General features: G+C 67.6%; 24 protein-coding genes. 11 read left to right on the top strand and 13 right to left on the bottom strand.

Going from position 1 to position 24,478, the window contains the following annotated elements; all coding sequences use genetic code 11:
* The first annotated feature begins 189 nt into the window (after window positions 1-189).
* From FBZ90_RS14535 to FBZ90_RS14525, 3 genes are all read left to right on the top strand, one after another.
* Entirely contained in the window at window positions 190-1,080 is an 891-nt protein-coding gene (locus FBZ90_RS14535) for a SirB1 family protein (protein ID WP_246130412.1), read from the top strand.
* Between the two features lie 115 nt (window positions 1,081-1,195).
* The gene (gene gshB, locus FBZ90_RS14530) at window positions 1,196-2,146 is read left to right on the top strand and encodes a glutathione synthase (protein WP_145733183.1); all 951 of its coding nucleotides are present in this window, start codon (window positions 1,196-1,198) and stop codon (window positions 2,144-2,146) included.
* A gap of 307 nt (window positions 2,147-2,453) precedes the next feature.
* Entirely contained in the window at window positions 2,454-2,711 is a 258-nt protein-coding gene (locus FBZ90_RS14525; RefSeq protein WP_145733181.1) for a hypothetical protein, read from the top strand.
* A gap of 29 nt (window positions 2,712-2,740) precedes the next feature.
* Here FBZ90_RS14525 and FBZ90_RS14520 read toward each other — a convergent pair whose 3' ends face one another.
* Window positions 2,741-3,058 (bottom strand): DUF1289 domain-containing protein, encoded by a 318-nt coding sequence (locus FBZ90_RS14520; RefSeq protein WP_246130411.1) that lies wholly within the window; start codon window positions 3,056-3,058, stop codon window positions 2,741-2,743.
* A gap of 234 nt (window positions 3,059-3,292) precedes the next feature.
* On the opposite strand from FBZ90_RS14520, the gene FBZ90_RS14515 reads away from it, so the two are divergent.
* Window positions 3,293-5,335 carry a PAS domain-containing sensor histidine kinase gene (locus tag FBZ90_RS14515; RefSeq protein WP_145733179.1) on the top strand — a complete coding sequence of 681 codons (2,043 nt, stop codon included), beginning with the start codon at window positions 3,293-3,295 and terminating at the stop codon, window positions 5,333-5,335.
* A gap of 15 nt (window positions 5,336-5,350) precedes the next feature.
* Here the strand turns inward: FBZ90_RS14515 and FBZ90_RS14510 are convergent, their stop codons facing one another.
* On the bottom strand, window positions 5,351-5,992 hold the full coding sequence (locus FBZ90_RS14510; RefSeq protein WP_246130410.1) for a glutathione peroxidase: 642 nt from the start codon (window positions 5,990-5,992) through the stop codon (window positions 5,351-5,353).
* 10 nt (window positions 5,993-6,002) lie between these two features.
* On the bottom strand, window positions 6,003-6,701 hold the full coding sequence (locus FBZ90_RS14505) for a sulfite oxidase-like oxidoreductase (protein WP_420872601.1): 699 nt from the start codon (window positions 6,699-6,701) through the stop codon (window positions 6,003-6,005).
* Window positions 6,702-7,003: 302 nt separating this feature from the next.
* On the opposite strand from FBZ90_RS14505, the gene FBZ90_RS14500 reads away from it, so the two are divergent.
* Window positions 7,004-9,478 carry a mechanosensitive ion channel domain-containing protein gene (locus FBZ90_RS14500; protein WP_246130409.1) on the top strand — a complete coding sequence of 825 codons (2,475 nt, stop codon included), beginning with the start codon at window positions 7,004-7,006 and terminating at the stop codon, window positions 9,476-9,478.
* Between the two features lie 21 nt (window positions 9,479-9,499).
* On the opposite strand, the gene FBZ90_RS14495 is transcribed toward FBZ90_RS14500, so the two are convergent.
* Window positions 9,500-10,111, bottom strand: coding sequence for a regulatory protein RecX (locus FBZ90_RS14495; protein WP_145733177.1), 612 nt, complete (start codon window positions 10,109-10,111; stop codon window positions 9,500-9,502).
* Between the two features lie 164 nt (window positions 10,112-10,275).
* Here FBZ90_RS14495 and FBZ90_RS14490 point away from each other — a divergent pair, with 164 nt between their 5' ends.
* From FBZ90_RS14490 to FBZ90_RS14480, 3 genes are all read left to right on the top strand, one after another.
* Entirely contained in the window at window positions 10,276-11,112 is an 837-nt protein-coding gene (locus FBZ90_RS14490; RefSeq protein WP_145733247.1) for an ABC transporter permease, read from the top strand.
* A 4-nt stretch (window positions 11,113-11,116) separates the two neighbouring features.
* Window positions 11,117-11,965 (top strand): ABC transporter permease, encoded by an 849-nt coding sequence (locus FBZ90_RS14485; RefSeq protein ID WP_145733175.1) that lies wholly within the window; start codon window positions 11,117-11,119, stop codon window positions 11,963-11,965.
* Window positions 11,966-12,094: 129 nt separating this feature from the next.
* Complete coding sequence (locus tag FBZ90_RS14480; protein ID WP_145733173.1) at window positions 12,095-13,486, top strand: hypothetical protein; 1,392 nt, start codon at window positions 12,095-12,097, stop codon at window positions 13,484-13,486.
* 237 nt (window positions 13,487-13,723) lie between these two features.
* Here FBZ90_RS14480 and FBZ90_RS14475 read toward each other — a convergent pair whose 3' ends face one another.
* Complete coding sequence (locus FBZ90_RS14475; protein WP_145733171.1) at window positions 13,724-13,930, bottom strand: hypothetical protein; 207 nt, start codon at window positions 13,928-13,930, stop codon at window positions 13,724-13,726.
* 694 nt (window positions 13,931-14,624) lie between these two features.
* On the opposite strand from FBZ90_RS14475, the gene dnaK reads away from it, so the two are divergent.
* From dnaK to FBZ90_RS14460, 3 genes are all read left to right on the top strand, one after another.
* On the top strand, window positions 14,625-16,544 hold the full coding sequence (dnaK, locus tag FBZ90_RS14470; RefSeq protein ID WP_145733169.1) for a molecular chaperone DnaK: 1,920 nt from the start codon (window positions 14,625-14,627) through the stop codon (window positions 16,542-16,544).
* A gap of 177 nt (window positions 16,545-16,721) precedes the next feature.
* Window positions 16,722-17,864: a molecular chaperone DnaJ gene (gene dnaJ, locus FBZ90_RS14465; protein WP_145733167.1), complete on the top strand. Its 1,143-nt coding sequence runs from the start codon at window positions 16,722-16,724 to the stop codon at window positions 17,862-17,864.
* An 80-nt stretch (window positions 17,865-17,944) separates the two neighbouring features.
* Window positions 17,945-18,526 (top strand): LOG family protein, encoded by a 582-nt coding sequence (locus FBZ90_RS14460; protein WP_145733165.1) that lies wholly within the window; start codon window positions 17,945-17,947, stop codon window positions 18,524-18,526.
* A gap of 94 nt (window positions 18,527-18,620) precedes the next feature.
* On the opposite strand, the gene hmpA is transcribed toward FBZ90_RS14460, so the two are convergent.
* From hmpA to hisB, 8 genes are all read right to left on the bottom strand, one after another.
* A complete protein-coding gene (hmpA, locus tag FBZ90_RS14455) occupies window positions 18,621-19,835 on the bottom strand; it encodes an NO-inducible flavohemoprotein (protein ID WP_145733163.1) in 1,215 nt (404 codons plus the stop codon).
* Between the two features lie 197 nt (window positions 19,836-20,032).
* Complete coding sequence (locus tag FBZ90_RS14450) at window positions 20,033-20,395, bottom strand: histidine triad nucleotide-binding protein (RefSeq protein WP_145733161.1); 363 nt, start codon at window positions 20,393-20,395, stop codon at window positions 20,033-20,035.
* Between the two features lie 136 nt (window positions 20,396-20,531).
* Window positions 20,532-20,879, bottom strand: a complete 348-nt coding sequence (locus FBZ90_RS14445) for a phosphoribosyl-ATP diphosphatase (RefSeq protein WP_145733159.1) — start codon at window positions 20,877-20,879, stop codon at window positions 20,532-20,534.
* Between the two features lie 4 nt (window positions 20,880-20,883).
* Window positions 20,884-21,645 (bottom strand): imidazole glycerol phosphate synthase subunit HisF, encoded by a 762-nt coding sequence (gene hisF, locus FBZ90_RS14440; protein WP_145733157.1) that lies wholly within the window; start codon window positions 21,643-21,645, stop codon window positions 20,884-20,886.
* Window positions 21,645-22,385, bottom strand: a complete 741-nt coding sequence (gene hisA, locus FBZ90_RS14435) for a 1-(5-phosphoribosyl)-5-[(5-phosphoribosylamino)methylideneamino]imidazole-4-carboxamide isomerase (protein WP_145733155.1) — start codon at window positions 22,383-22,385, stop codon at window positions 21,645-21,647. The genes hisF and hisA overlap by 1 nt, the downstream gene beginning before the upstream one ends.
* 8 nt (window positions 22,386-22,393) lie before the next feature.
* Complete coding sequence (locus tag FBZ90_RS14430; protein ID WP_145733153.1) at window positions 22,394-22,987, bottom strand: GNAT family N-acetyltransferase; 594 nt, start codon at window positions 22,985-22,987, stop codon at window positions 22,394-22,396.
* Between the two features lie 67 nt (window positions 22,988-23,054).
* Window positions 23,055-23,720, bottom strand: coding sequence for an imidazole glycerol phosphate synthase subunit HisH (hisH, locus tag FBZ90_RS14425; protein WP_145733151.1), 666 nt, complete (start codon window positions 23,718-23,720; stop codon window positions 23,055-23,057).
* A 31-nt stretch (window positions 23,721-23,751) separates the two neighbouring features.
* Complete coding sequence (gene hisB / locus FBZ90_RS14420; protein ID WP_040849280.1) at window positions 23,752-24,375, bottom strand: imidazoleglycerol-phosphate dehydratase HisB; 624 nt, start codon at window positions 24,373-24,375, stop codon at window positions 23,752-23,754.
* Window positions 24,376-24,478 lie beyond the last annotated feature (103 nt).

Here is a 24,478-nt window from a genome sequence, read left to right as displayed (position 1 = left end):
AGACATAACTTCGAGCGTTCTGCGGCGACCCTCTCCCGGCCATCAGGCCAACCATCCTACCAGGAGGCGGCCCGATGAGTGGAACTCATACAAGCATTCATTAAGGGTTCCGGCGGCTTTGGTGGTCGACACCCGCCCCGGCGATGCGCTATGTCCCGGAAACCCGATGCCGGAGGGAGCATCCAGTCCGTGACCAGCCAGCTGTCCCCAAATCGCGGCCGCGCCGGCAAGGGCCAGGCGCAAGCCCGCGCGCTGCTGCGCGCCGTGGGCCAGATGCGCGACGAGGACATCGACCTGGCGGAAACCGCCCTGGCGCTGGCCGCCCTGTCGGGGGGCGAGGGCGCCTTGTCCTCCTATCGCCGCCATCTCACCACCCTGTCCACCGCCGTGGCGGCTCAGCTGGCCATCCGACCACGCGAGACGCTGACCCTCGGCCAATGCCTGGATGCCTTGCGGGGTGTTCTGGTGGACCGCATGGGGTACGAGGGCGACAGCGCCACCTATGAGGATCCGCAGAACGCCAACCTGGCCCGGGTCATCGACCGGCGGCGGGGCCTGCCGGTGGCGCTGGGCATCCTCTACATCCACGCCGCCCGCGCCCAGGGCTGGACCATGGTGGGACTGAACTTTCCCGGCCATTTCCTCATCCGCCTGGAACACGGGGGCGAGCGGGCCATCATCGATCCCTTTGGCGGCGGGCGGGTCCTGAGCGTGGTCGACCTGCGCGACCTGATCAAGCAGACCTCCGGCACGGCGGCGGAGCTGGAGCCCGACCACTACGCCCCTGTGGGCAACCGCGACATCCTCTTGCGCCTGCATAACAATGTGAAGCTGCTGCACATGCGTGGCGAGCGGCCCGACCTGGCGGCCGAGGCGGTCGAGGCCATGCTGCTGATGGCGCCGGGCCAGGTGCCGCTGTGGCGTGAATCCGGCCTGTTGCAGGCGCAGCTCGGCCACATCGCCGCCGCCATCGCCGCGTTCGAGACCTTCCTGGAACTGGGTGCCCGCGCCGGCACCTCGGCCCAACTGCTGGACCAGGCGGCCACCCTGGTGCAGCATCTGCGGAACCGCCTGAATTGATCTGATGTAAATTCCCCTGTGATCGGCGCCGCAGCCGGGCCGGTCCACGGGGGGCCACAGTCCAAACCGTCACACGCCAAAGCACCGCCGGACGCCGGGGTGGGGGAGATTGAGGATGAGCCTGTCCGTTGCCATTCAGATGGACCCGATGCATTCCATCAACATCGACACCGACAGCACCTTCATGATGGCGCTGGAGGCGCAGCGGCGGGGTCACACCCTGTATCACTACCTGCCCCAGGACCTGGCCTTCCGCCACAGCCGCCTGGTGGCCACCGCCCGGCCGCTGCAGGTCCGGCGCGAGCGCGGCAACCACCATACCTTCGGCCTGGCGGAGACGCTGGACCTGGCCAGCGTCGACATCGTGCTGATGCGCCAGGACCCGCCCTTCGACATGGCCTACATCACGGCCACGCACCTGCTGGAACACGTCCATCCCAAGACGCTGGTGGTGAACGACCCGGCCTCCGTCCGCAACGCGCCGGAAAAGCTGTTCGTCACCCACTTCCCCGACCTGATGCCGCCCACGCTGATCACCAGCGCCAAGGACGAGGTTCTGGCCTTCCGCCGGGAATACAAGGACATCATCGTGAAGCCGCTGTTCGGCAACGGCGGATCGGGCGTCTTCCATGTGAAGCCGGACGACGAGAACCTGGGCGCCCTGCTGGAAACCTTCACCCAGCTGTATCGGGAGCCCATCATCGTGCAGAAGTACCTGCCGGAAATCCGCCAGGGCGATAAGCGCATCCTGCTGGTGGATGGCGAGCCGGTGGGCGCTGTCAGCCGCCTGCCCCAGGATGGCGAGGCCCGCGCCAACTTCCATGCGGGCGGTAGTGCCGCCAAGACCGATCTGACCCAGCGTGAGCGCGAGATCTGCGCGGCTATCGGCGGGGTGCTGCGCGAAAAGGGCCTGGTGTTCGTGGGCATCGACGTCATTGGCGACTACCTGACCGAGATCAACGTCACCAGCCCGACCGGCATCCAGGAAATCAACCGCCTGAACGGCAGCGCCATCGAGTCGACGCTGTGGGATGCCATCGAGCGGCGGTACGCCGCGTCACGGTGATGCCATCGAGCGGCGGTACGCCGTGTCACGGTAGAGCCGGCGGGCGAGAAGGGGGCTTGGTGGGATTGGTGCGACATTTCCGCCGCGCCAGTTCCCCGCCGGAACCCCAGCGGCAGCCTACTGCGAAAGCGTGAGGCGGAGACCGTTGAAATCAGGTCACACCGTGTACTTATTATCACCCTGTCCGAACGATTTGGCGGGCTTTCCCGGATGCGGGGGGCCAGGGGCCATGATACGCTTCGTGATATTTGCATGAACCAGAGGGCGCCCGTGGCTTGGGAGTGGCGTCCGGTCGATGAGGCGGTCGATGGCTGGCGCGGACGATCACGGCGAGGAGGACGGCCCCAAGCGGGGGGCCAGGGCATCCGGCAGCCCGTCACCCAGCGGCCCGGCATCCAACGGCTCTGCGCCTGATGGCGCGCCGGCGGGTGGCCCGGCGGGGGGGACTGTGGTCAATGCAGAGCGCATGCGCCTGCAGGGCGACCGCATCCGTGAAATCGAACGTCTGATGTGGGGCGCCCGCGCCTTCGCCGGGGGCGACGACTCGGAAACCCAGGCGGATTGACCCGCCCCTTCCCCTTGTTGGCCGTATAGTTATGGGCCCTCGCCCCGGCGCCATCGGATCAGCCTGCGCTTATCCCGCCGCCGGTCAGGCAGGCACGCCAGGACGGCGCGACGCTGGTCCGCCGTCATGCCGCCCCACAGCGTGATCTCTTCCAGCGTGCGCTGACAGCCTGCGCACAGGCCCGTACGGCCGTCGATACGGCAGACACGGGTGCAGGGGCTGGCCACATAGTCATTGGGGTCCGAGGCTCCGGGCCCGGTGGCGGCTGTGTCGGCCATGGACGCTTCAGGAATATCAGTCACGGCAGTGTCGATCAGGGGGTCGATCAGGGGGATGATCACCGTCATTCAGGTATAGCGGCATGGGGCTACCCTTGTCGCCCGTCTCCTTGTCACCCTGCATCGCCCTCCGGCTTGCCCACCCCCCACTTGGCTCCCCGGCTTGGTCCCCCGGCTTGGCCCCTTTGTCAGCGGCACGTTAACGCGCTGCTGTTTCTTTGGGGTTGGGAATGGGGTTATCCTGGGGGCCTGCACGGCCGCAGGGGGCCCCAATCAAGGGGAAGCGGAAAGGGTAGTACCAGGATGTCAGTGTTGGAGACCGCGCGGCGCCGCCGCCCGGCCGTCTTTTTTTTGACTCGCGGCCCGATTCTGGCCGCGCTGTCCGGTATCGTATTGACCGTCCTTGCCGCCTTTTATGTGCATTCCATGCTGTCCGGCGTCGCTCAGGCCCGGCTGGCGGATGAAGCGGACGCCCGTAGCCGCCACGTGCAGCAGCGTCTGGACCGTATCACCGCCACCTTGGGCGCCGAGGGTAATTTCCTGACCGCCAACCCGGCGCCGTCGGAGTTCGACCGGCAGGTCGCGCTGTTGATCGACCTGCGGCCTGAAATCAGGTCGGTGTCCTGGGTGGGGCCGGGCGGTCGCGCCCAGCGCACCGGCCCCGCGGGGGCGGAGATCGATCCCACCGACCTGGCCGACCTGATCACGGCGATCCCGCAGGGCGGGCCCACGCCGGGCACCGCGATGCCCACGGGCGATGGTGCCGTGACGGTGCGCCTGGGCGGTGATGGGGCCAGCCTGCTGCTGGCGCACGCCACCGCCGCTGGGGCATCCCTGGTCGCCCGTATCGACCTGCGCGACCTGCTGACCTTGCGCATGGACGGGCAGGCCGATCCCGCGCTGTGGACGCGGCTCAGCCTGCGGTCGCGGGCGGGCGAGGCGGCCTTCGTCCAGACGGGGCATGCCGCCACCGCCACCGCCGAGTTCAGCCGCGCCCTGTCCATCGGCGACGGCGTCTGGTGGCTGGACATGACCGGCGACCTGCAGGCCGGCCTGGCCCGGCAGGCGTGGGAGGTGGAGGCCGTCCTGATATTCGGCGCCGCGCTGACCCTGGGTGTCAGCCTCGTGCTGATGGTCAGCCGGCGCCGCGCCCACGACCGCATCATCCTGATGGACAGCCTGGAACAGGCCAACGCCGTCCTGCACGCCAGCGAGCGCAAGTACCGCGACATCTATGAGAACGCGGTGGAGGGCATGTTCACCATCACCGTCGGCGGCGCCTTCCTGTCCGCCAATCCGGCGCTGGTGCGCATGCTGGGCTACGCGTCGGAGGAGGATCTGGCGAACGCGATGACGGATGCCTGGGCGCAATTATTCATCGATACCCGGGCCCGGGTGGATTTCCCCCGGGACGTGGTGGAGCGGGGCGCCATCCAGGACTTCGCCGCCGAAATCCGGCGCAAGGACGGCAGCGCCCTCTGGGCCTCCCTGTCCGCCCGGGTGCTGCTGGACGGCATTGGCCGGGCCTATGCCATCCAGGGCACCGCCGACGACATCACCGACCGGCGGCGGGCGGAGGTGGCGCTGCGCCTGGCCAAGGAGCAGTCGGAGTTCGCCAGCCGGTCCAAGACCGAATTCCTGGCCAATATGAGCCATGAGCTGCGCACGCCCCTGAACGCCATCATCGGCTTTTCCGAAATCATCGGCAGCCAGTCCCTGGGGCCCATCGGCAACCCCGCCTATGCCGAATACGCCCGCGATATCCATGACAGCGGCCGCATGCTGCTGGATCTCATCAACGACATCCTGGACCTGTCCAAGATCGAGGCCGGCAAGCGTGAGCTGAACGAGCATATGGTCGACCTGCCGCGGGTCTTCGCCTCCTGCCTGCGTGTGGTGAAGGAACGGGCCATCCGGGGCGGCATCAACCTTCAGACCGAGTACGCCGACTTCCTGCCCCGTCTGCGGGCGGATGAGGTGGCGTTGAAACAACTCCTGTCCAACCTGCTGGCGAATGCCGTGAAGTTCACGTTGAAGGGCGGCACCGTCACCCTGGGCGCCATGGTCGATGGCCAGGGGCGCCTGGTCATCACCGTGGCCGATACCGGCATCGGCATGCGGGCGGAGGATATCGGCCGGGCGCTGGAACCTTTCCGCCAGATCGAGAACCCCCTTACCCGCACCACCGGCGGGGCGGGCCTGGGGCTGCCCCTGGTGCGCGCCCTGGTGGAACTGCATGACGGCCGGCTGGAGATCGAGAGCGAGCCCGGCATGGGCACCACCGCCCGCGTCATCATGCCGGCCGATCGGGTGTGGCCGGACATGGGCCTGGTCGCGGCGACCTGAGCCATTGCACTCCAGCTAAAGGCCGGCCTTGTTCAGCAGCGCCTGGATTCTCTCCAGGACCACGTCGGCCAGGGGCCGCACGGGCGACGGCCAGATTTCCGCCAGCCGGCCGTCCGGGGTGACCAGGTATTTCTGGAAGTTCCACCGGGGCCACCCGGCCTCGCCCACACTGCTGACCGCCCAGTGGAAAAACGGGTGCGCGGCGGGGCCGATCACCGTCTGCTTGCCCGCCAGGGGGAAGTCGACGCCATAGGTGTCGGCGCAGAACCGCGCGATCTCCTCTGCGCCGCCCGGCTCCCGTCCCCCGAAATCGTTGGAGGGGACGCCCAGAACCATCAGGCCCCGGCCGCGCAGCAGCGTCCATAGTGTCTGCAACTCCGCATATTGCGAGGTATAGCCGCAGGCGGAGGCGGTGTTCACCACCAGCACCGGCCGGCCCTTGAAGGCCTCCATGCGGATAGGGGCGTCCCCCGTCAGACTGGGGAAGGCGAAGTTGTGGGCGTTCGGCCGCGCCCGCGGCCTCGTCTGCCCCGGGGTGTCGCCCGGCGGGTATGCCTGCGCGGCTGGCGTGCCACCGGCCATAGGTGGGGTGGGTTGGGCAAACTGGGGATGGGCCAGTGGGGAATGGGTCATTCGGGGATGGGTCTGGAACTTCATCGCCGCCGCCTCAACCGTACCGCTGCTCGGTCCAGGGGTCACCCTCGTTATGGTAACCGCGCACTTCCCAGAACCCCGGTGTGTCGTCGTTGATGAACTGGATGCGGCGGATCCATTTTGCCGATTTCCAGAAATAGGCCTTGGGCACCACCAGGCGCACGGGTCCGCCGTGCTCCCGCGTCAGGGGCTGGCCCTCCCAGCGGGTGGCCAGCAGGACGTCGGCGTCGTCGAACACCGCCAGGCGGAGGTTGGTGGTATAGCCGTCATGGCTGTGCAGCAGCACGTGCGCCGCGTCAGGCTGGGGCTGGGCCAGGGTCACCAGGTGCCGCGCGGAAACCCCTTGCCAGTGGTTGTCATAGCGCGACCATGAGGTGACGCAGTGGATGTCGGAGGTGTCGCTGACCACCGGCTGGGCCAGGAAGTCCGCCCAGTTCCAGGTGAAGGGCCGGTCGACCAGCCCGTCCACCGTCAGGGTCCAGGTGTCGGTGTCCACCTCGGGCTGGATGCCCAGGTCCAGCACCGGCCAACTGGTCACCAAACGTTGACCCGGGGGCAGGCGGGGCCGCTCGGCCGCCGGCGCCGCGCCGGTCAACAGCCGGCCTTCCCGCGCCCAGGCCCGCTTGGTTTCGATCAATTTGCTTTCCGTTGGATCGCCGCCCTGGGGTAAGCCGGCCTCCGCCATCATGTCATCAGGGCTGTCCTTGGCCATGGACCGGGTCACTCATCAGGGGATCAAATGGCGGATGCCCGCGGGGCGGCGCCCCCGGGCGGGTCAGTCTGGCGAATACCCGGCCGCTCCCGCGTGTCTTCCGCGAACTCACCGGGAATAAGGATAGTGCGCCCCAGCCCGCCTGCCTACGTCCCAAGGTACATTTTGGCGGGAACTGTGCTTAGGGGCCTGTGCTTTACGGCAACGCCGCCTGTACAGACCGTTGGCAGGCCTATCCGTTAAGGCTAACGTTCGCCCGCCTCATATTCCTTAGTCTTGCCTATAGTGGATGGTTGCGGACGATGCGGAAAGCTCTCCTTGCCGTTGTTCTTGCGCTGTCGGCGTCCCTGCCGCCGTCGCTTCTTTCCCGGGGGGCGGGGGCGCAGACGTCGGAGGCGCCCGCCGTCAACTCGGCCCCACCGGACCAGGCCGCGCCGGTTGCACCGTCCGATGGCGTCACGCCGGACGCCGCATCACCGCATGAGACATCTTCTCAGGCGGAGCCACCCAAAGAGGCCCCCAAGGAGCATGCGCCGCTTCCCACCCACGTTCCGGCGGGCGTCGTTTCCCCCGCCGCCGCTTCCCAGGCGGCGGCCCTGTTGCAGACCTTGCAGGATCCGCAGCGCCGCGACGCGCTGATCGCGCAATTGAGCCTGCTGGCCGCCGCCAATCCGGCCGCACCGGCCGCGGCGTCGCCATCCACTGCCGTTTCCGTTCCGCCCCCATCCGGTACCGCTGCCGCGCCGGCCAGTGCCGCCCCGTCCGATTCCACCCCGCCGGCCCAGGAATCCGAGGTGGAGACGTTGGGCACCCGCATGCTGGACGCCCTGTCGGACCGCATCGAGGAATTGAGTGAGGAGATCGCGGCCGCCGGCCAGGCGCTGCTGGATCTGCCGAAGGCCTATCGCTGGCTGGACCGGCAGATATCCGATCCCCGCCTGCGCCAGCAGTGGGGCATCCTGATCGGCGAGGTGCTGCTGGTGGTCATCGCGGGCTATGTGGCCCGGCTGGCCACCTTCTGGGCGCTGAGCCGGCCCCGTCACGTCCTGGAACGCCGCCAGTCCAGCAATCTGTGGGTTCGGATAGGCCTGCTGCTGGCCCGCACGCTGCTGGACGCGGTGCCCATGATGACCTTCGCCGTGGCCGCCTATGGCGTGCAGACCCTGACCCATCCGCCCAAACCCGCGGCCATGGCGGCGCTGGGCATCATCCTGTCCAGCCTGCTGGTCCAGGGAACGACGCTGGCCGCCCGCTTCCTTCTGTCGCCGGGCGCCCCGTTCCTGCGGTTGCTGCCCGTGGGCGACGAGACGGCGCACTATGTCTACATCTGGGTACGCCGCATCGCCCTGACGGCGGTGTATGGGTATTTCGTGGCGCAGGTGGCTTATCAGCTGGGCCTGCCCACCCGCCCCTACATGGCGCTGCTGAAGGTGGTGGGCCTGGTCGTCGGCATCATGCTGGTGATCCTGGTGCTGCAGAACCGGCTGAGCGTGGCCGACTGGATCCGGGGGCGCGAGCCCTTGAAGCCCGAGGATTTGCACGAGGATGGCGCGCTGGAGGCCCAACTGGCCGCCGAGATTTCCGGCGACGCCCCCTTGGTGGCGGCCCCGCCGGCCCCCAGCGCCTGGGGTTTGGTCCGCCGCCGCCTGGCGGAAATCTGGCACATCCTGGCCATCGTCTACCTGGTGGCCATCTATGGCATCTGGGCGCTGGAGGTGAAGGGCGGCTTCGGCTTCGTTTCCCGCGCCACGCTGGTCAGCGTCATCACCATCATCGTCGCCCGCCTGCTGATGGAGGGGGCAGACCGGCTGATCCGGCGCGGCTTCTCCATCCCTGACGATCTGAAGCGCCAATACCCCCTGTTGGAATCCCGCGCCAACCGCTACCTGCCCATCCTGCACCGGGGGGCCAAGGTCGTGGTGTGGATCGTGGCGGTCCTGACCCTGCTGCAGGCCTGGGGCGTGGACAGCTTCGGCTGGCTCAGCACCCCCTTCGGCCAGCGGATCAGTGCCTCCCTGCTGACCATCGTGCTCATGGTGGTGTTCGCCCTGATCGTGTGGGAATTGATCAGCGGCGCCATCGAGCGCTACCTCAACACCACCGACCGGCATGGCCGCCTGGTGGAACGCAGCGCGCGCATCCGCACCCTGCTGCCCCTGGTGCGCAACGCCGTGCTGGTCATGCTGCTGGTCATGGTGGGTCTGACCGTGCTGGCGGAGATCGGGGTCAACATCGCCCCGCTGCTGGCCGGTGCCGGTGTCATCGGCGTCGCCATCGGCTTCGGGTCCCAGTCCCTGGTCAAGGACGTCATCACCGGCCTGTTCATCCTGTTCGAGGACACCATCTCCGTCGGCGATTCCGTGACGCTGGCCGGCTACACCGGGACCGTGGAGGGCCTGACCATCCGCACCATCCGTCTGCGTGACGACAGCGGCGCCGTGCATACGGTGCCGTTCAGCGCCGTCACCGGCATTTCCAACCTGACCAAGGACTACAGCTACTTCACCGCCGACTTCGGCATCGCCTACGCCACCGACCTGGACCGCGCCATGCAGATCATGACCGAGATCGGCGAGGAGTTGCAGAGTGACAGCCTGTTTGGCAGCGGCATCCTGGCACCCATGGAAATCCTGGGCGTCAGCGAGTTCGCGGAAAAGGCGGTGAAGATCAAGTTCCGCATCAAGACCCGTCCCCGCCGGCAGTACGCCGTGGGCCGCGAGTTCAACCGCCGCCTGAAGCTGCGCTTCGATAAGGAGGGCATCCCCTTCCCGGCTTAAGGCTCGGCGGCCGTTGTCCGGTCAGAGGCCATCCAGCCCGATGTCATCCGGGTCCGCCGCGTCGATGACGCGCGCGGCGGTGTCGAAGTCGAAGCCGGCGCGGGCCAGGGTGGCCATATCCTTGTCCCGCTTGGCCGCCCGCTCCTCCTCCCCGGCGCGGAAGGGGCCCAGGCGCCGGCGGCGGGCATAGGCATGGGCGGCGCGCAGGTCGGTTGATCCCTCCTCCGCGCCGTCCAGTTCGTCCAGCGCGGCGTCCACCAGGCCGGCGTCGACACCCTTGGCCGCCAGCTTCTGGCGGATGGTGCGGGTGGACCCGCCCCGGCGGTGCAGGCTGGCCACCCGGCCTTCGGCATAGACGCGGTCGTTCAGCAGGCCGCTCTGCTGATAACGGGCGATCAGCGCCTCCACCCACTCCGCCCCTTGCGTGCGGTCCGTGCCGTGTGCGGCGGCCGACATCTCCACCTTGCGCATCAGCACCCGGCGCAGGGACGCTGTGGAGGCGGCGAAGCGCTCCAGATAATGCAGGGCCGCCCGTTCCAGATAGGCGGCGCTCACGCGCTTGGGCCCTCGCCGGGCTGCGGAACGGCCCGTGGCGGGACGGGTGGGGCGTGGGTCGAAAAGGTCGTCGGTCATGCCGCCATGGTAGCGCCGGGGGTGGTGTCTCCGCCACGGTATCCGGCGCCTTCTGTGACGCCGCTCATATTGCCGGGGCGGGGTTGCGGCGTTAAGGTCGGGCCCAGCCTCGCCGGGGGCGTCAACCCCGGGGCCTTCGCGACGGGCACCCTCATTCCATGACCATGCTGCAGCATTCCCCACCTTCTGGCACGTCCCTGGTTGGTGTCCCCGCGCCGGCGCCCCGGGCGCTGGGCGCCATCAACTGGGTTGGGTTCGCCACCCTGACCAAGCGGGAAATCCGCCGCTTCCTGAAGGTCTGGGTGCAGACCATCGCCGCGCCGGTCGTGACCACCCTGCTGTTCTACGCCGTGTTCGCGCTGGCCCTGGGCGGCGTGGTGCGCATGGTGGGCGATGTGCCCTTCCTGCGCTTCCTGGGACCGGGCCTGATCATGATGGGCATGGCGCAGAACGCCTTCGCCAACAGCTCATCCTCCGTGCTGGTGTCCAAGGTGCAGGGCAACATCGTTGATGTGCTGATGCCGCCGCTGTCCTCCCTGGAGTTCGTTTCCGCCTTCGTCACCGGCGGCGTCGTGCGCGGGCTCCTGGTGGGGCTGGTCACCTGGATCGTCATCGAGATGGTGGTGCCGCTGGGCATGCATGCCCCGGTCTATGTGCTTTTCCACGCCGTCATGGCCTCCATGCTGCTGTCCCTGCTGGGGCTCATCGGCGGCATCTGGGCGGACAAGTTCGATCACATGGCGGCCGTCACCAATTTCGTGATCACGCCCCTGTCCTTCCTGTCCGGCACCTTCTACACGCTGGACAGCGCGCCGCCCTTCTTCCACACGCTGGCGCACGTGAACCCCTTCTTCTATTTCATCGACGGTTTCCGCTACGGCTTCATTGGCCATACCGACGGCACCTTGGGCACCGGCATCGCGGTCATGCTGGGCACCAACCTCGTCCTGTGGCTGGTGGCCTTGCGCATGGTTTCCACCGGCTACAAGCTGAAAGCCTGACGCCATGGAAATGCCGGCCGCCGGGAACGCCACCGACATGCCGCCGCCGGCCGGGGCCTACCGTCCCGACCGGCAACGCCATCTTGGCCGCTTCAACACCCTGGGTTTCCTGACCCTGCTGGGCCGGGAGGTGAAGCGCCTGCGCAAGCTGGCCATGCTGTTCCTGGTGGCGCCCTGCCTGTCCGCCGCCCTTTATTTCACCGTCTTCGAATTCGGTCTGGGCGACAGGCGCGACACGCCGGAGGGCGACGCCATCCTGGCCTTTCTGGTGCCGGGTCTGGTCGCCCTCTCCCTGCTGACCCAGTCCGTGCAGATCCCCTCCTTCTCCATCCTCTACGCCAAGCTGGAGGGCGCCATCCTGGACCAGTTGATGGCGCCGGTGGGGGCGGCGGAGATGATGGCCGCCTACGTCCTGTCGGCCATGGCGGCGGGGGTCGCCAGCGGTGCTACCGTCTGGATCGGCTTCCTGGTCTTCTGGCAGGCGCCCATGGCCGATCCGGCCCTGGTGCTGCTGTTCGTCGTCCTGGGCTCCTCCATGATGGCCACCTTCGGCGTCCTGACCGGGCTGATCAGCATGAAATGGGACCACCTCTCGGCGGCCATGACCTTCGTCTTCACCCCGCTGATCTTCCTGTCCGGCTTGTTCGCTCCCGTCACCAGCATGCCGGCGGTCCTGCGCGCCATCGTCCAGGCCAACCCCATCTATTACGCCATCGAGGGTGTGCGCATCGGTTTCCTGGGCCAGGGCCAGGATCAGGCCGCCCTCGCCGCCCTGGTGCTGGTGGGGGTGAACGGGGCGCTGTTGGCCATCGCCGCCACCCTGCTGCACCGCGGCTACCGCCTGCGTAACTGAGCCCGTTGATTTTTCTCGCTTTCGCGAACGTGGGGCCCCGCCAGCCATGTGCGGGCGGCACGAGTGTACTGGCTGGCCTGCTGGCGGAGGGTTTGCAACCGGAGGCCGGCTTGCCTAGAGTGCCGCGCCATGGGACAGCGGACTTTGGACATAGACCTCGCCGGGGGTGACTGGCAGTGGATGGCCGTGCATGGCGGGGCCGTGCGCATTTGCCTGCCCGCGACCTGGACGCGCATCTATCGCGATGACGGCGGCCTGGCCCTGCAATCACCGGCGATCTGGTCGTCCACTGCGGGGCATCCCATCGGCGGCCATCCGCTGGACCTGCTGGTATCGGTCACGACCTACGCCAATGACTATGGCGTGGATGCCGAAGACGCGTTGCAGTACCTGGACCGCGACCACCTGCTGCCCCCCGGCGTGACCGCCATGGCCTCCGGCGAGCGCCGGTGGATCGCCTATTGCGCCGCCCTGCCGGTCGCCCCGGCCCCGGAAGGGGACGGTGCGCCCCCCGCTGCCGGTGGACGCGTCGCCGAGGCGCAGATCTTCGTCTGGAAGATGGCGGACTTCCGGCCGCCGGACCGGGTGCGCGTCGCCACGCTGCAACTGTATGTGCCGGGCGAGGAGTTTTGGGTTCCCGGCCTGGGCGGCCTGCTGGACCGCTTGGGCGATGAGATCGGTCGCATGGAATTCGGTCCCGCCGACCAGGGTCCCGTCAGCGCCGTGACCATGCGCAACATCGTGCATGCCGACGTCTTGCGCTTCCGCCTACCCTGGGACTGGCGCAGCAGCGATGAGGATGAGGACGACCTGGGCGGTCCGCAGACCAGCCAGTTCCGCCGTCCCGACGATGCCGAGGCGGATGAGATCCTGCGGGTGGTGGTCCACGACTATCCCCCGCCCGACGACATGGAACCGGAACTGGCCCTGGAATCGGCGCTGGCGGCGGGCCTGGACTGGGAAGCGGTCACCCTTGGGGAGGGCGAGTCCCTGCCCCCGGCCGTCCTGCTCCAGCGCATCGCGGCGCAGTTCGCCGATGGGCCGGATGGCCAGGTGGGCCTGGGCAGCGTCGATACCCTGGCCGATGACGAGGTTCTGGCCCGCTTCACCCATACGGCGGTGGAGGATGGGCGGCGCCGGCGCTGTCACCTGTGGCTGCGCGGGGCCGTGGTCGGGGGGCGCGCCACCCTGGCCGTCTTCTCTTATGGCGTGCCCGAGGGGCTGCAGGGGTCGCCCCTGGCGGTCGATGCCGTCGCCATGCTGGAACGGGAAATCCGCCGCGCCCAGATCGGCGGCTACGAGTCCCTGCCCGTTGGCGATGGTCCCGGCAACGGTGATGACGGCCTGTTGCCGGGCGTCGCCCCGGCATGGCCCGCTGGCGGCTGGGATGCCGGCAGCTGGGATGAGGACGACGCGGGCTTAGAGGATGATGACGATTTCGACGAGGACGGCGTCATCGACTCGGATGAAGAGGATGGTAGCCATCCCCGCCGCAAGGGCGACGATCCGGCCAAGAATTGAGCCGTCGCGGGCCTGACAGGGCCCGCCTTCCCGCCGGGGTGCCCCGCCAGGATCATGCCCGACATGGCCATGGGGCACGCGCCTAAGCGCGCCACACCTGACAAAATGAACCAAAAGGGCAACGGTCAAGTCAACCGCCGCCCAGGTTCACTCAGCCTCTGAAGAATCTGCCCCTGGGTCACCTGCCTGGCGCCTATCGGACGGGGCCTTGCCCATCCGCAGGGCGTGGGCAGGCGATCAGCAGCGCCCCTGCGGAGTGCGGTCCAGCAGCGATTGCAGGCCCACGACGCGGCTGTCGGCGGCCTTGGCGGCGTCCTCCGCGGCCAAGGAGGCGAGGCCCAGCAGGTGGACCAATTCCCCCATGTTATTGCGGCGGGCGTCCAGCGCCAGATTGTCCAGGCAATGCTTGATGGCGATGGCGGTAGTGCGGCGCGTGTCGGTCATGACTTTGTGCCCCAAGAGTGCGGGCGACCCCTCGCCCGGGGACCCGGCGGCCCCTGAAGTAATTAAAGCACAGATCTGGCGCTTCAAGTCAACAGGAAGAATAAAAACTCAACCAGTGATACGCCATGTCCCGTCCGGCGGTGGTTGCCTGGTTGTGGTCGGCAATAAGTTATAAATTTGCAGCAATAACGGGCTGTAAATCGGCCCGTTAACTCTGTGTTAATTCTGCAGGAGTGGTATTTGGGCGATATTCACACGACATTCACTTGGGGTGCCTGAATTCTGACAAATTGTAACTTGATGCATCAAATCGCGAGTAGCGGGTTCTCAACCTTGGCGGCGCAATAAGTGGTGCCACCGCGGCAACGCCACCCCTATGGCTGGCCCGCGGGAGCGCGGCATGGGACCGGTAACGCTTCCGCGCTATGAAATAAGGGGCGTGCGTTGACGGCGGCCCCATGCGTTTTCCGGGGGCGGAGCGCCGCAAAGCCGGTTGCAGCCGGGGCCGGCCCTGCCTATATCTGCGTTGCGATGCGGTCGCTCCCGCTTTCAGGATTGGGAGGGCCGTGCCATGGCAGGCGCCTCAGCAGGGTGCTGGGCCATGATCGTGTTGAACGTGTCCCGTTTTAACAGGGGGAGCGCCCCGGTGCCGGAAGGGCCGCCGCGCGTCTGCCACATCGGAAGGGTTTGAGCTATGAGCAAAGTCATCGGTATCGATCTCGGCACCACCAACTCCTGCGTGGCCGTCATGGAAGGCACGTCGGCCAAGGTGATCGAGAACGTCGAGGGCGCGCGCACCACGCCGTCCATGGTCGCCTTCACCCAGGGCGGGGAACGCCTGGTCGGCCAGCCGGCGAAGCGCCAGGCGGTGACCAACCCCGAGAACACCCTGTTTGCGATCAAGCGCCTGATCGGCCGCCGCTACGACGACCCGCTGACCCAGAAGGACAAGGGCCTGGTGCCCTACAAGATCATTTCGGGCGACAACGGTGACGCCTGGGTCGAATCCCATGGCGACAAGTACAGCCCCAGCCAGGTGTCCGCCTTCATCCTGCAAAAGATGAAGGAAACGGCCGAGAACTACCTCGGCGAAAAGGTGACCCAGGCCGTCATCACCGTTCCCGCCTACTTCAACGACAGCCAGCGCCAGGCGACCAAGGACGCCGGCCGCATCGCCGGTCTTGAAGTGCTGCGCATCATCAACGAGCCGACGGCCGCGGCCCTGGCCTACGGCATGGAAAAGAAGGGCTCCGGCATCGTCGCGGTCTACGACCTGGGCGGCGGCACCTTCGACGTCTCCGTTCTGGAAATCGGCGATGGCGTGTTCGAGGTGAAGTCCACCAACGGCGACACCTTCCTGGGTGGCGAGGACTTCGACAGCCGCATCATCGACTACCTGGCCGACGAGTTTAAGAAGGAGAACGGCATCGATCTCCGCAAGGACCGGCTGGCCCTGCAGCGCCTGAAGGAAGCCGCCGAGAAGGCCAAGATCGAGCTGTCTTCCGCCATGCAGACGGAAGTCAACCTGCCGTTCATCACCGCGGACCAGACCGGTCCGAAGCACCTGAACGTCAAGCTGACCCGCGCCAAGCTGGAAGCCCTGGTCGAGGATCTGGTGGCCCGCACGGTCGAGCCCTGCAAGGCCGCCTTGAAGGACGCCGGCCTGAAGGCCAGCGAGATCGACGAGGTCATCCTGGTCGGCGGCATGACCCGCATGCCCAAGATCATCGAGACGGTGAAGCAGTTCTTCGGCCGTGAGCCGCACCGCGGCGTGAACCCGGACGAGGTGGTGGCCGTCGGTGCCGCCATTCAGGGTGCCGTGCTGAAGGGCGAGGTGAAGGACGTCCTGCTGCTGGACGTGACCCCGCTGTCCCTGGGCATCGAGACCCTGGGCGGTGTCTTCACCCGCCTGATCGACCGCAACACCACGATCCCGACGAAGAAGAGCCAGACCTTCTCCACCGCCGAGGACAACCAGACGGCCGTCACCATCCGCGTCTTCCAGGGTGAGCGCGAGATGGCGGCGGACAACAAGATGCTGGGCCAGTTCGACTTGGTCGGCATCCCGTCGGCCCCGCGTGGCGTGCCGCAGATCGAGGTCACCTTCGACATCGACGCCAACGGCATCGTCAACGTCCAAGCCAAGGACAAGGCCACCGGCAAGGAGCAGGTGATCCGCATCCAGGCCTCCGGCGGCCTGTCGGACGCCGACATCCAGCGCATGGTCAAGGAAGCCGAAAGCCACGCCGCCGACGACAAGAAGCGTAAGGAGCTGGTGGAAGCCCGCAACCAGGCCGATGGCCTGATGCACTCCACCGAGCGGACGCTGAAGGAGAACGCGGAAAAGCTGCCGGCCGCCGAGAAGGCCGCCGCCGAGAAGGCCATCGCCGAGCTGAAGACCGCGCTGGAAGGCGAGGACGCGGCCGACATCAAGGCCAAGACCGAAGCCCTGGCCCAGGTTTCCATGAAGCTGGGTGAAGAGCTGTACAAGGCTGGCCAGGACACCGGCGCCGCCGGTGGCGAGGACCATGGCGCCGCCCATGGCGAAGGCTCGGAAAAGGTCGTCGACGCCGACTTCGAGGAAGTCGACGAAGACAAGAAGAAGTCCGCCTAAGTCTTTCTTAAGATGATCCGGGCAATGATCCACTAGGTATCGGGCCCGCCCGCCGGTGAAAGCCGGGGGGCGGGCCTGTGCCCCATCAGGGGCCTGGCCCACGCGGGCCTTGGACTCTCATGGGGGCTAGGCAGGACCCGGGTTCTGGACACTCCCTGAAAGGGCTTAGGGCCGAACATGGCGAAGCAGGATTATTACGAACTTCTCGGCGTGGCGAAGAACGCCTCGGCCGACGATCTGAAAAAAGCGTACCGCAAGCTGGCCATGCAGTATCACCCCGACCGCAATCAGGGTGACAAGGCGGCCGAGCAGAAATTCAAGGAAGTCAGCGAAGCTTACGAGGTCCTGAAGGACGAGCAGAAGCGCGCGGCCTACGACCGCTTCGGCCATGCCGCCTTCGAGAACGGTGGCGGCCGCCCCGGCGGTGGACCCGGCGGCTTCGATTTCGGCAGCGGCTTCGCCGACATCTTCGAGGAGATGTTTGGCGACTTCATGGGTGGCCGGCGCGGGGGCGGGCAGGGGCCCGGCCGCGGCAGCGACCTGCGCTACAACCTGGAAATCTCGCTGGAGGACGCCTTCAAGGGCAGTTCCACCACGGTGCGCGTGCCGACCTCGGTCGCGTGCGAGGTCTGCAACGGCACCGGTGCCGAGTCGGGCACGCAGCCCGTTACCTGCCCCACCTGCAACGGGGCGGGCAAGGTGCGGGCGCAGCAGGGCTTCTTCACCATCGAACGCACCTGCCCGGCCTGCTCCGGCGCTGGTCGGGTGATCAAGGATCCTTGCCGCAACTGCGGCGGCCACGGCCGCGTGCGCAAGGAAAAGACCCTGCAGGTCAACATCCCGGCCGGTGTCGAGGATGGTACCCGCATCCGCCTCTCGGGCGAGGGGGAGGCCGGTGCCCGTGGGGCACCCCCGGGCGACCTTTACATCTTCCTGGCCATCGCCCCGCACGCGCTGTTCATGCGGGACGGCGCCAACATCCAGTGCCGGGTGCCCATCCCCATGACCACGGCGGCCCTGGGCGGCACGGTCGAGGTGCCGACCATCGACGGCAGCCGCGCCCGCGTCTCCATCCCGCCCGGCACCCAGAGCGGACACCAGTTCCGCCTGAAGGGCAAGGGCATGAGCGTGCTGCGCAGCACCCAGCGCGGTGACATGTACGTGACCGCGCTGGTCGAGACCCCCGTCAACCTGACCAAGCGTCAGCTGGAACTGCTGCGCGAGTTCGAGAAGGCTGGGGAAGAGAAGGGCGGCACCCACCCCGAATCGGAAGGCTTCTTCGCCAAGGTGAAGGAGCTGTGGGCCGACCTGAAGGAATAAGGGTTGTTGAACACGCCGGCGCGCCGCCCCTGCCCAGGTCCTTGGGGGGGACCCGTCGGCGTTTTCTTTTGGGGAAGATCATGAAGCGTCTGTGCGTTTTCTGCGGCTCCAGCCCCGGCTTTGATCCGCAGTACCTGGAGGCCGCGCGCGGCCTGGGGCGGACGCTGGCCGCGGCCGACATCGGGCTGGTCTACGGCGGCGCCTCCGTCGGCCTCATGGGCGCCGTGGCCGATGCCGTGATGGCGGCGGGCGGCCAGGTCATCGGCGTCATCCCGGAATCGCTGAAAAAGAAGGAAATCGCCCACGCCGGCCTGACCGACCTGCGCGTCGTCGCTTCCATGCACGAGCGCAAGGCCCTGATGGCGGAACTGTCGGACGGTTTCATCGCCCTGCCCGGTGGTATCGGCACCTTCGAGGAATTGTTCGAGGTCTGGACCTGGGCCCAGTTGGGCCATCACCAGAAGCCCTGTGCCATCTATAACGTCGCCGGCTTCTATGACGGCCTGACCGCCTTCCTGGACAGCGTGGTGGCCTCCGGCTTCATGAAGCAGAACCACCGCGACATGCTGGTGACGGCCGACACGGCGGAGGCGCTGCTGGACAAGCTGCGGGCCTATCAGCCGCCGGCCGTGACCAAATGGATCAAGGCGGACGAGCGCTGACAGGACACAGGGGAAAGAATGAAGGCCGCCGGGAGATGATCCCGGCGGCCTTTTCCTTGCCCGGATTCAGGGCCCGTGATTCAGGGCCCGTGATTCAGGCGGCGATGAGGTCATCGGCGGGGCCGAAGAACTCATAATGCAGGCGATCCGCCGCTACGCCCGCCAGGGCCAGGCCGCGGAGGTAGGTACGCAGGAAGGGCTTGGGCCCGCACAGGTAGATGTCGGCCTGATGCAGCGGCGTGTTCTCCCGCAGCCAATCGATGCTGATGAACCCCTCCCCATCATGGGTGATGCCCAGCCGGTCCTGCGGGCGCGGATCGCTGTAGAAAGTGGCGACCTTGATGGTGGGATGCTGGGTGGCGAGGGCCCGGACATGGGCGTCCATGGCATGGGTGGTGCCGTTCAGCGCGCCGTGGATGTAGTGCGTCTCCAACCCCGGGTGCCGGGCCGCGATCTCCTCCACCATGCTGACCATGGGGGTCAGGCCCACCCCGCCTGACAGCAGGATGACCGGACGCGTCGGCGTCTCGGCCAGGAAGAAGTCGCCGGCCGGCGGCGTGGCCTCGATCACGTCGCCCACCTGGACATGGTCATGCAGGTGACGCGAGCCGCCGTTGCCGTTGGCCTCCCGCTTCACCGAGATGCGGTACTGCCCGTCTTGCGGGGCGCAGGAGATGGAGTAGTTGCGCTTCACCTCGGTGCCATCCGCCAGAGGGAAGCGGAAGGTCAGGTACTGGCCCGCCTTGTGCCGCGGGACGGCGCCACCGTCCGCCGGGCGCAGGATGAAGGAGGTGATGACCCCGCTTTCGCGCACCTTGTCGGCCACGGTGAAGCGGCGCCAGCCGGTCCAGCCCCCCTTCTGCGCCGCCAATTCGCCGCGCAGCACGGCCTCGCGGGCCTTCAGCACCTCCGCCAGGAACCAGTAGGCCTCCCCCCAGGCGTTCAGCACGGCATCGCTGGCTGCGTCGCCCAGCACCTCCTTGATGGCGCCCAGCAGGGCGGTCGCCACAAAGGGATAATGCTCCGGCAGGATGTGATAGCCGACGTGCTTGTGGGCGACGCGCTCCACCACCGGGACCAGGGCGCCCAAATTCTCGATATTGCGGGCATAGGCCAGGATGGCACCAGCCAGGGCGTGCACCTGGGCGCCGTCCTTGCCCTGGTTGGCATGGTTGAACAGGGCGCGGATATGCGCGTCCTGGAACAGGCGGCGGTACATGGCCTGGGTGATGGCGGGGCCGTGTTCGGCCAGCAGCGGCACCGTGGCCTTGACCAGGGCGATGGTTTCCGGGCTCAGCGGCGTCGGCATTTCAAGCTCCTGTGGTGGCGGCATAACATTCATTTTCAATGAATGTATTTGTGCTCGGCCATATGTCGTATGTCAAATGCATCTTTTTGAGGATGCATCGACGCTTCGGGATAGGAATGCGCCCATGAAAAAGGCCGCCGGGAACCCCTCGGCGGCCTTGTTCGCGTCTGTCTTGTCCGTGTCTGCCGTGACGACGGTTAAAGCGGCGTCACCAGCCGGCCCAGCGGGCGGCCGCCCAGGATGTGGACATGGTAATGCGGCACTTCCTGGTGGCTGTCGGCCCCGTGGTTGGAGATCAGGCGATAGCCTGAACCCTCAACCCCCGCCTCGGCGGCGATACGGCTGACGGCGCGCGTGAAGGCGGCGATCTCGGCATCGCTGGCCTTGGCGCCGAAGTCGGCGGCGCTGACGTAAGAGCCCTTGGGGATCACCAGAATGTGGGTGGGGGCCTGGGGGTGGATGTCATGGAAGGCCAGGACGTGGTCGTCCTCGTAGGCCTTCCTGCAGGGGATCTCGCCGCGCAGGATGCGGGCGAAGATGTTGTTGGTGTCGTAGGACATATTTTTCTCCCTCAGGCGCCGGGCGGCCACGTTCGTGGCCTTGGCTTGTCCTCGCTCCGCCCCTTTACACTGACTGGGCGGTGTTCGCTCCGGGGCTGGCGGTCGCCAGCCTGGTATAGCCCAATTTTATGGCGCGTTAGCCCTTGCGGCTCTTCTTTTCCTCGATGCCGCTGATGCCCTGGCGGGCGGCCAGGACGGCATAGATGTCATCCGGCGTCAGGCCGGCATCGGCCCACAGCACCAGCAGATGATACAGCAGGTCGGCGGATTCGGACGCCAGCTTGTCGCGGTCGCCACGCATGGCCTCGATCACCGCCTCCACCGCCTCTTCACCCACCTTCTGGGCGATCTTGGCCGTGCCGCGGCTGAACAGCCGGGCGGTGTGCGAGGTTTCGGGATCCGCCCCCTTGCGCGCCAGGATGGTGGCGTAGAGGTCTTTCAGGGGATCGCCCCCCTTGGTGACCATTGGGCTCTTGCCGGCCATGAGATCACACCCCGCGCATGGGAATGCCGGCGGCGGCCATGTGGGCCTTGGCCTGGGCGATGGAATAGGTGCCAAAGTGGAAGATGCTGGCGGCCAGCACGGCCGAGGCATGGCCCTGGGTGACGCCCTCCACCAGGTGGTCCAGGGTGCCGACCCCGCCGGAGGCGATCACCGGCACCGGCACGGCGTCGGCCACGGCGCGGGTCAGTTCCAGGTCAAAGCCGCTCTTGGTGCCGTCGCGGTCCATGGAGGTCAGCAGGATTTCGCCGGCGCCGTATTCCGCCATACGGCGGGCCCATTCCACCGCGTCCAGCCCCGTTTCCTTGCGGCCGCCGTGGGTGTACACGCCCCAACGCCCATCTGGGCCGCGCTTGGCGTCGATGGCCACCACCACGCACTGGGCACCGAACTTCTGCGCGGCCTCGCGCACGAATTCCGGCCGGCTGACGGCGGCGCTGTTGATCGATACCTTGTCGGCGCCGGCCAGCAGCAGCTTGCGGATGTCCTCCACCGCGCGCACCCCGCCCCCCACCGTCAGGGGCATGAACACCTGCTCCGCCGTGCGGCGCACGACGTCGAAGATGGTGTCGCGGCCCTCATGGCTGGCGGTGATGTCCAGGAAGGTCAGCTCGTCCGCCCCGGCGGCGTCATACAGGCGCGCCTGCTCCACCGGGTCGCCGGCATCCACCAGGTCGACGAAGTTGACGCCCTTGACCACGCGCCCATCCTTCACGTCCAGGCAGGGGATGATGCGGCGTTTCAGCATCACACCATCTCCTTGGGGCGGTTCAGCAGGGCCAGCGCCGCCACCGGGTCGATGCGGCCGTCATACAGGGCCCGGCCGCAGATGACGCCGGTGATGCCCGTGTCCTCCTGCCGCTTCAGCGCCGTCAGGTCGGCGATGCTGGACACCCCGCCCGAGGCGATGACCGGCGTGGTGAGGTGGGAGGCCAGGTCCGCCGTCGCCTCCACGTTCACCCCACCCAGGGCGCCGTCGCGGTCGATGTCGGTGTAGATGATGGCGGCCACGCCGGCATCCTCGAACTTCAGGGCCAGGTCCAGGGCGGTGATGTCCGAGGCCTCGGCCCAGCCCTCCACCGCCACGCGGCCGTCGCGGGCGTCGATGCCTACGGCCACCCGGCCGGGGAACAGGCGGCAGGCCTGCTTCACCAGCTCGGGGTCGCGCACGGCGACGGTGCCCAGGATGACCCGCTCCACCCCGCGCTTCAGCCAGTCCTCAATGGTGGCCAGGTCACGGATGCCGCCGCCCAGCTGCACCGGCAGCTTCACCCGGTCCAGGATGGCGGCCACGGCGTCCCCGTTCACTGGCCGTCCGGCGAAGGCGCCGTTCAGGTCGACCAGATGCAGCCATTCGAAGCCCTGCGCCGCGAACCGCGCCGCCTGGTCGGCCGGGTCGGTGTTGAACACCGTCGCCTGGTCCATGTCGCCGCGCACCAGGCGCACGCAGGCGCCGTCCTTAAGGTCGATGGCCGGATAAATGATCATGGTTCGCCCTAGTCCCGCTTGATGTCTGGTGGCCGGTCTTCCTGCCGGCTGGGTTCAGTCAGGTCTTTATAAAAGAACAGGCCCGGGATATCCCGGCCGTCCACCCGCGCATAGTGGGGATGGCTGCCCCATTCGACGTACCCCAGTGCCCGGTACAGCGCGATGGCCGCCCCCTGGGTGGCGCGCACGTCCAGGTTCAGGATGCGGAAGCCTGCCGCGCGCGCCTCCGCCTCCACCGCCAGGGTCAGCGCGCGCGCCAAGCCATGGCCGCGCGCCCAGGGGGCGACGAAGCTGGTGGTCAGGTTGCAGGCGAAGCTCTGCGCCTCGTTATTACGGGTGGGGCGCACCAACTGGGCGGAGCCCGCGATGGCGCTGTCCAGCCGGCCCACCACCAGCGTGCGCTCCGGCACCGCCATCACGCCCTTCCAATAGCGCTCCATGGCCTCGCGGGCCGGTGGCGTCACCCAACCGAAGCCGCCGCCATCGCGGATGGCCAGGTCGGCGGCATCGCACAAATCATCCATGTCGCCGGGGCGCAGGCGCTCCACGACCTCCACGGAGATCTGGGTGCCGGGGACGGCCGGTTGGTGAGCACCGGTCATGGTAACCTCGAGACGGGGGATGGGGCACGACCAGGGGCGGCCGCATCCCATAGCTGGGGGGCCGGGGTCAGGGTGTCCAGCCCAGGAAATTGGCGATCAGCCGCAGGCCGGTGGCCTGGCTTTTCTCCGGATGGAACTGGGTGCCCGCCAGGTTGTCGCGGCCAACCAGGGCGGGCACGACCCCCGCGTAATCGGCGTGCGCCTTCAGCAGGGCGGGATCGCCCACCTTGAGACCATAGGAATGCACGAAATAGACATGCGCGCCCGGGGCGATGCCGTCCAGCAGGGGATGCTCCGGCTGGTCCAGCACCAGCTCGTTCCACCCCATGTGCGGAATCTTCAGCGTGGGATCGGCCGGGGCCAATCGTTCCACCACCGCATCGATCCAGCCCAGGCCAGGATGCACGCCGTGTTCCCGGCCCTCGCGCGCCATCAGCTGCATGCCGACGCAGATGCCCAGGAAGGGCCGGCCGCGATGGATGACGGCCTCTTCCAGCGCGTCGCGCAGCCCGTCCACGGCCAACAGCCCGCCCATGCAATCGGCGAAGGCGCCCACGCCGGGCAGGATGATGCGGTCGGCCTTGGCGATGGCGTCCGGGTCGGCGGTGACGCTGACCGTCAGGCCGTGATGGCCCGCCTCATGCCCCGCCCGTTCCACCGCCTTGGCGGCGGAACGCAGGTTGCCGGAACCATAGTCGATGAGCGCCACGGAGGCGGGAGAGGTCGCGGTCATGGGAGGCGAACCCTGTGACTGGAAGGAAGGATCAGAGCGAGCCGCCCAGCACACCCTTGGTGGAGGGCACGGCGTCGGCCTTGCGCGGGTCGATCTCGATGGCGGCACGCAGTGCGCGGGCCAGGGCCTTGTAACAACTCTCCACGATGTGGTGGTTGTTCTCCCCGTACAGGTTTTCCATGTGCAGGGTGGCGCCGGCGGCGAAGGCGAAGGCCTGGAACCATTCCTTGAACAGTTCCGTGTCCATCTCCCCCAGCTTGTCGCGGGTGAAATGCACCTTCCAGATCAGGTAGGGCCGGTTGGACAGGTCGATGGCCGCGCGGGTCAGCGTCTCATCCATGGGGATGTAGGCGTGGCCATAGCGGTTGATGCCGCGCCGGTCGCCCAGGGCCTTGGCCACGGCCTCGCCGATGGCGATGCCGGTATCCTCGGTCGTATGGTGGAAATCGATGTGCAGGTCGCCCACCGCGCGCACCGTCAGGTCGATGAGCGAATGGCGCGACAGCTGCTCCAGCATATGGTCAAGGAAGCCGATGCCGGTCGACACGTCGTAGCGCCCGGTACCGTCGAGATCCACGGTCACGCTGATCTGCGTTTCCTTGGTCTTGCGCTCCACAGTGCTGCTGCGGGCGCCTGCTGGTTCGTTCCTGTCCATAAGCACTACTTAGCAGCAAGGCTGTTACCGTGAAAGGGGCGGAAGGCCCTGTTTGGCGCATGGGTGGTCGTTGCGGGCCGGGATTTACGGCACAACGTCCGTG

Source organism: Nitrospirillum pindoramense, assembly GCF_007827955.1.
In the GTDB taxonomy this organism is placed as follows: Bacteria; Pseudomonadota; Alphaproteobacteria; order Azospirillales; family Azospirillaceae; genus Nitrospirillum; species Nitrospirillum amazonense_B.
This window is presented reverse-complemented; position numbering and strand designations above follow the sequence as displayed.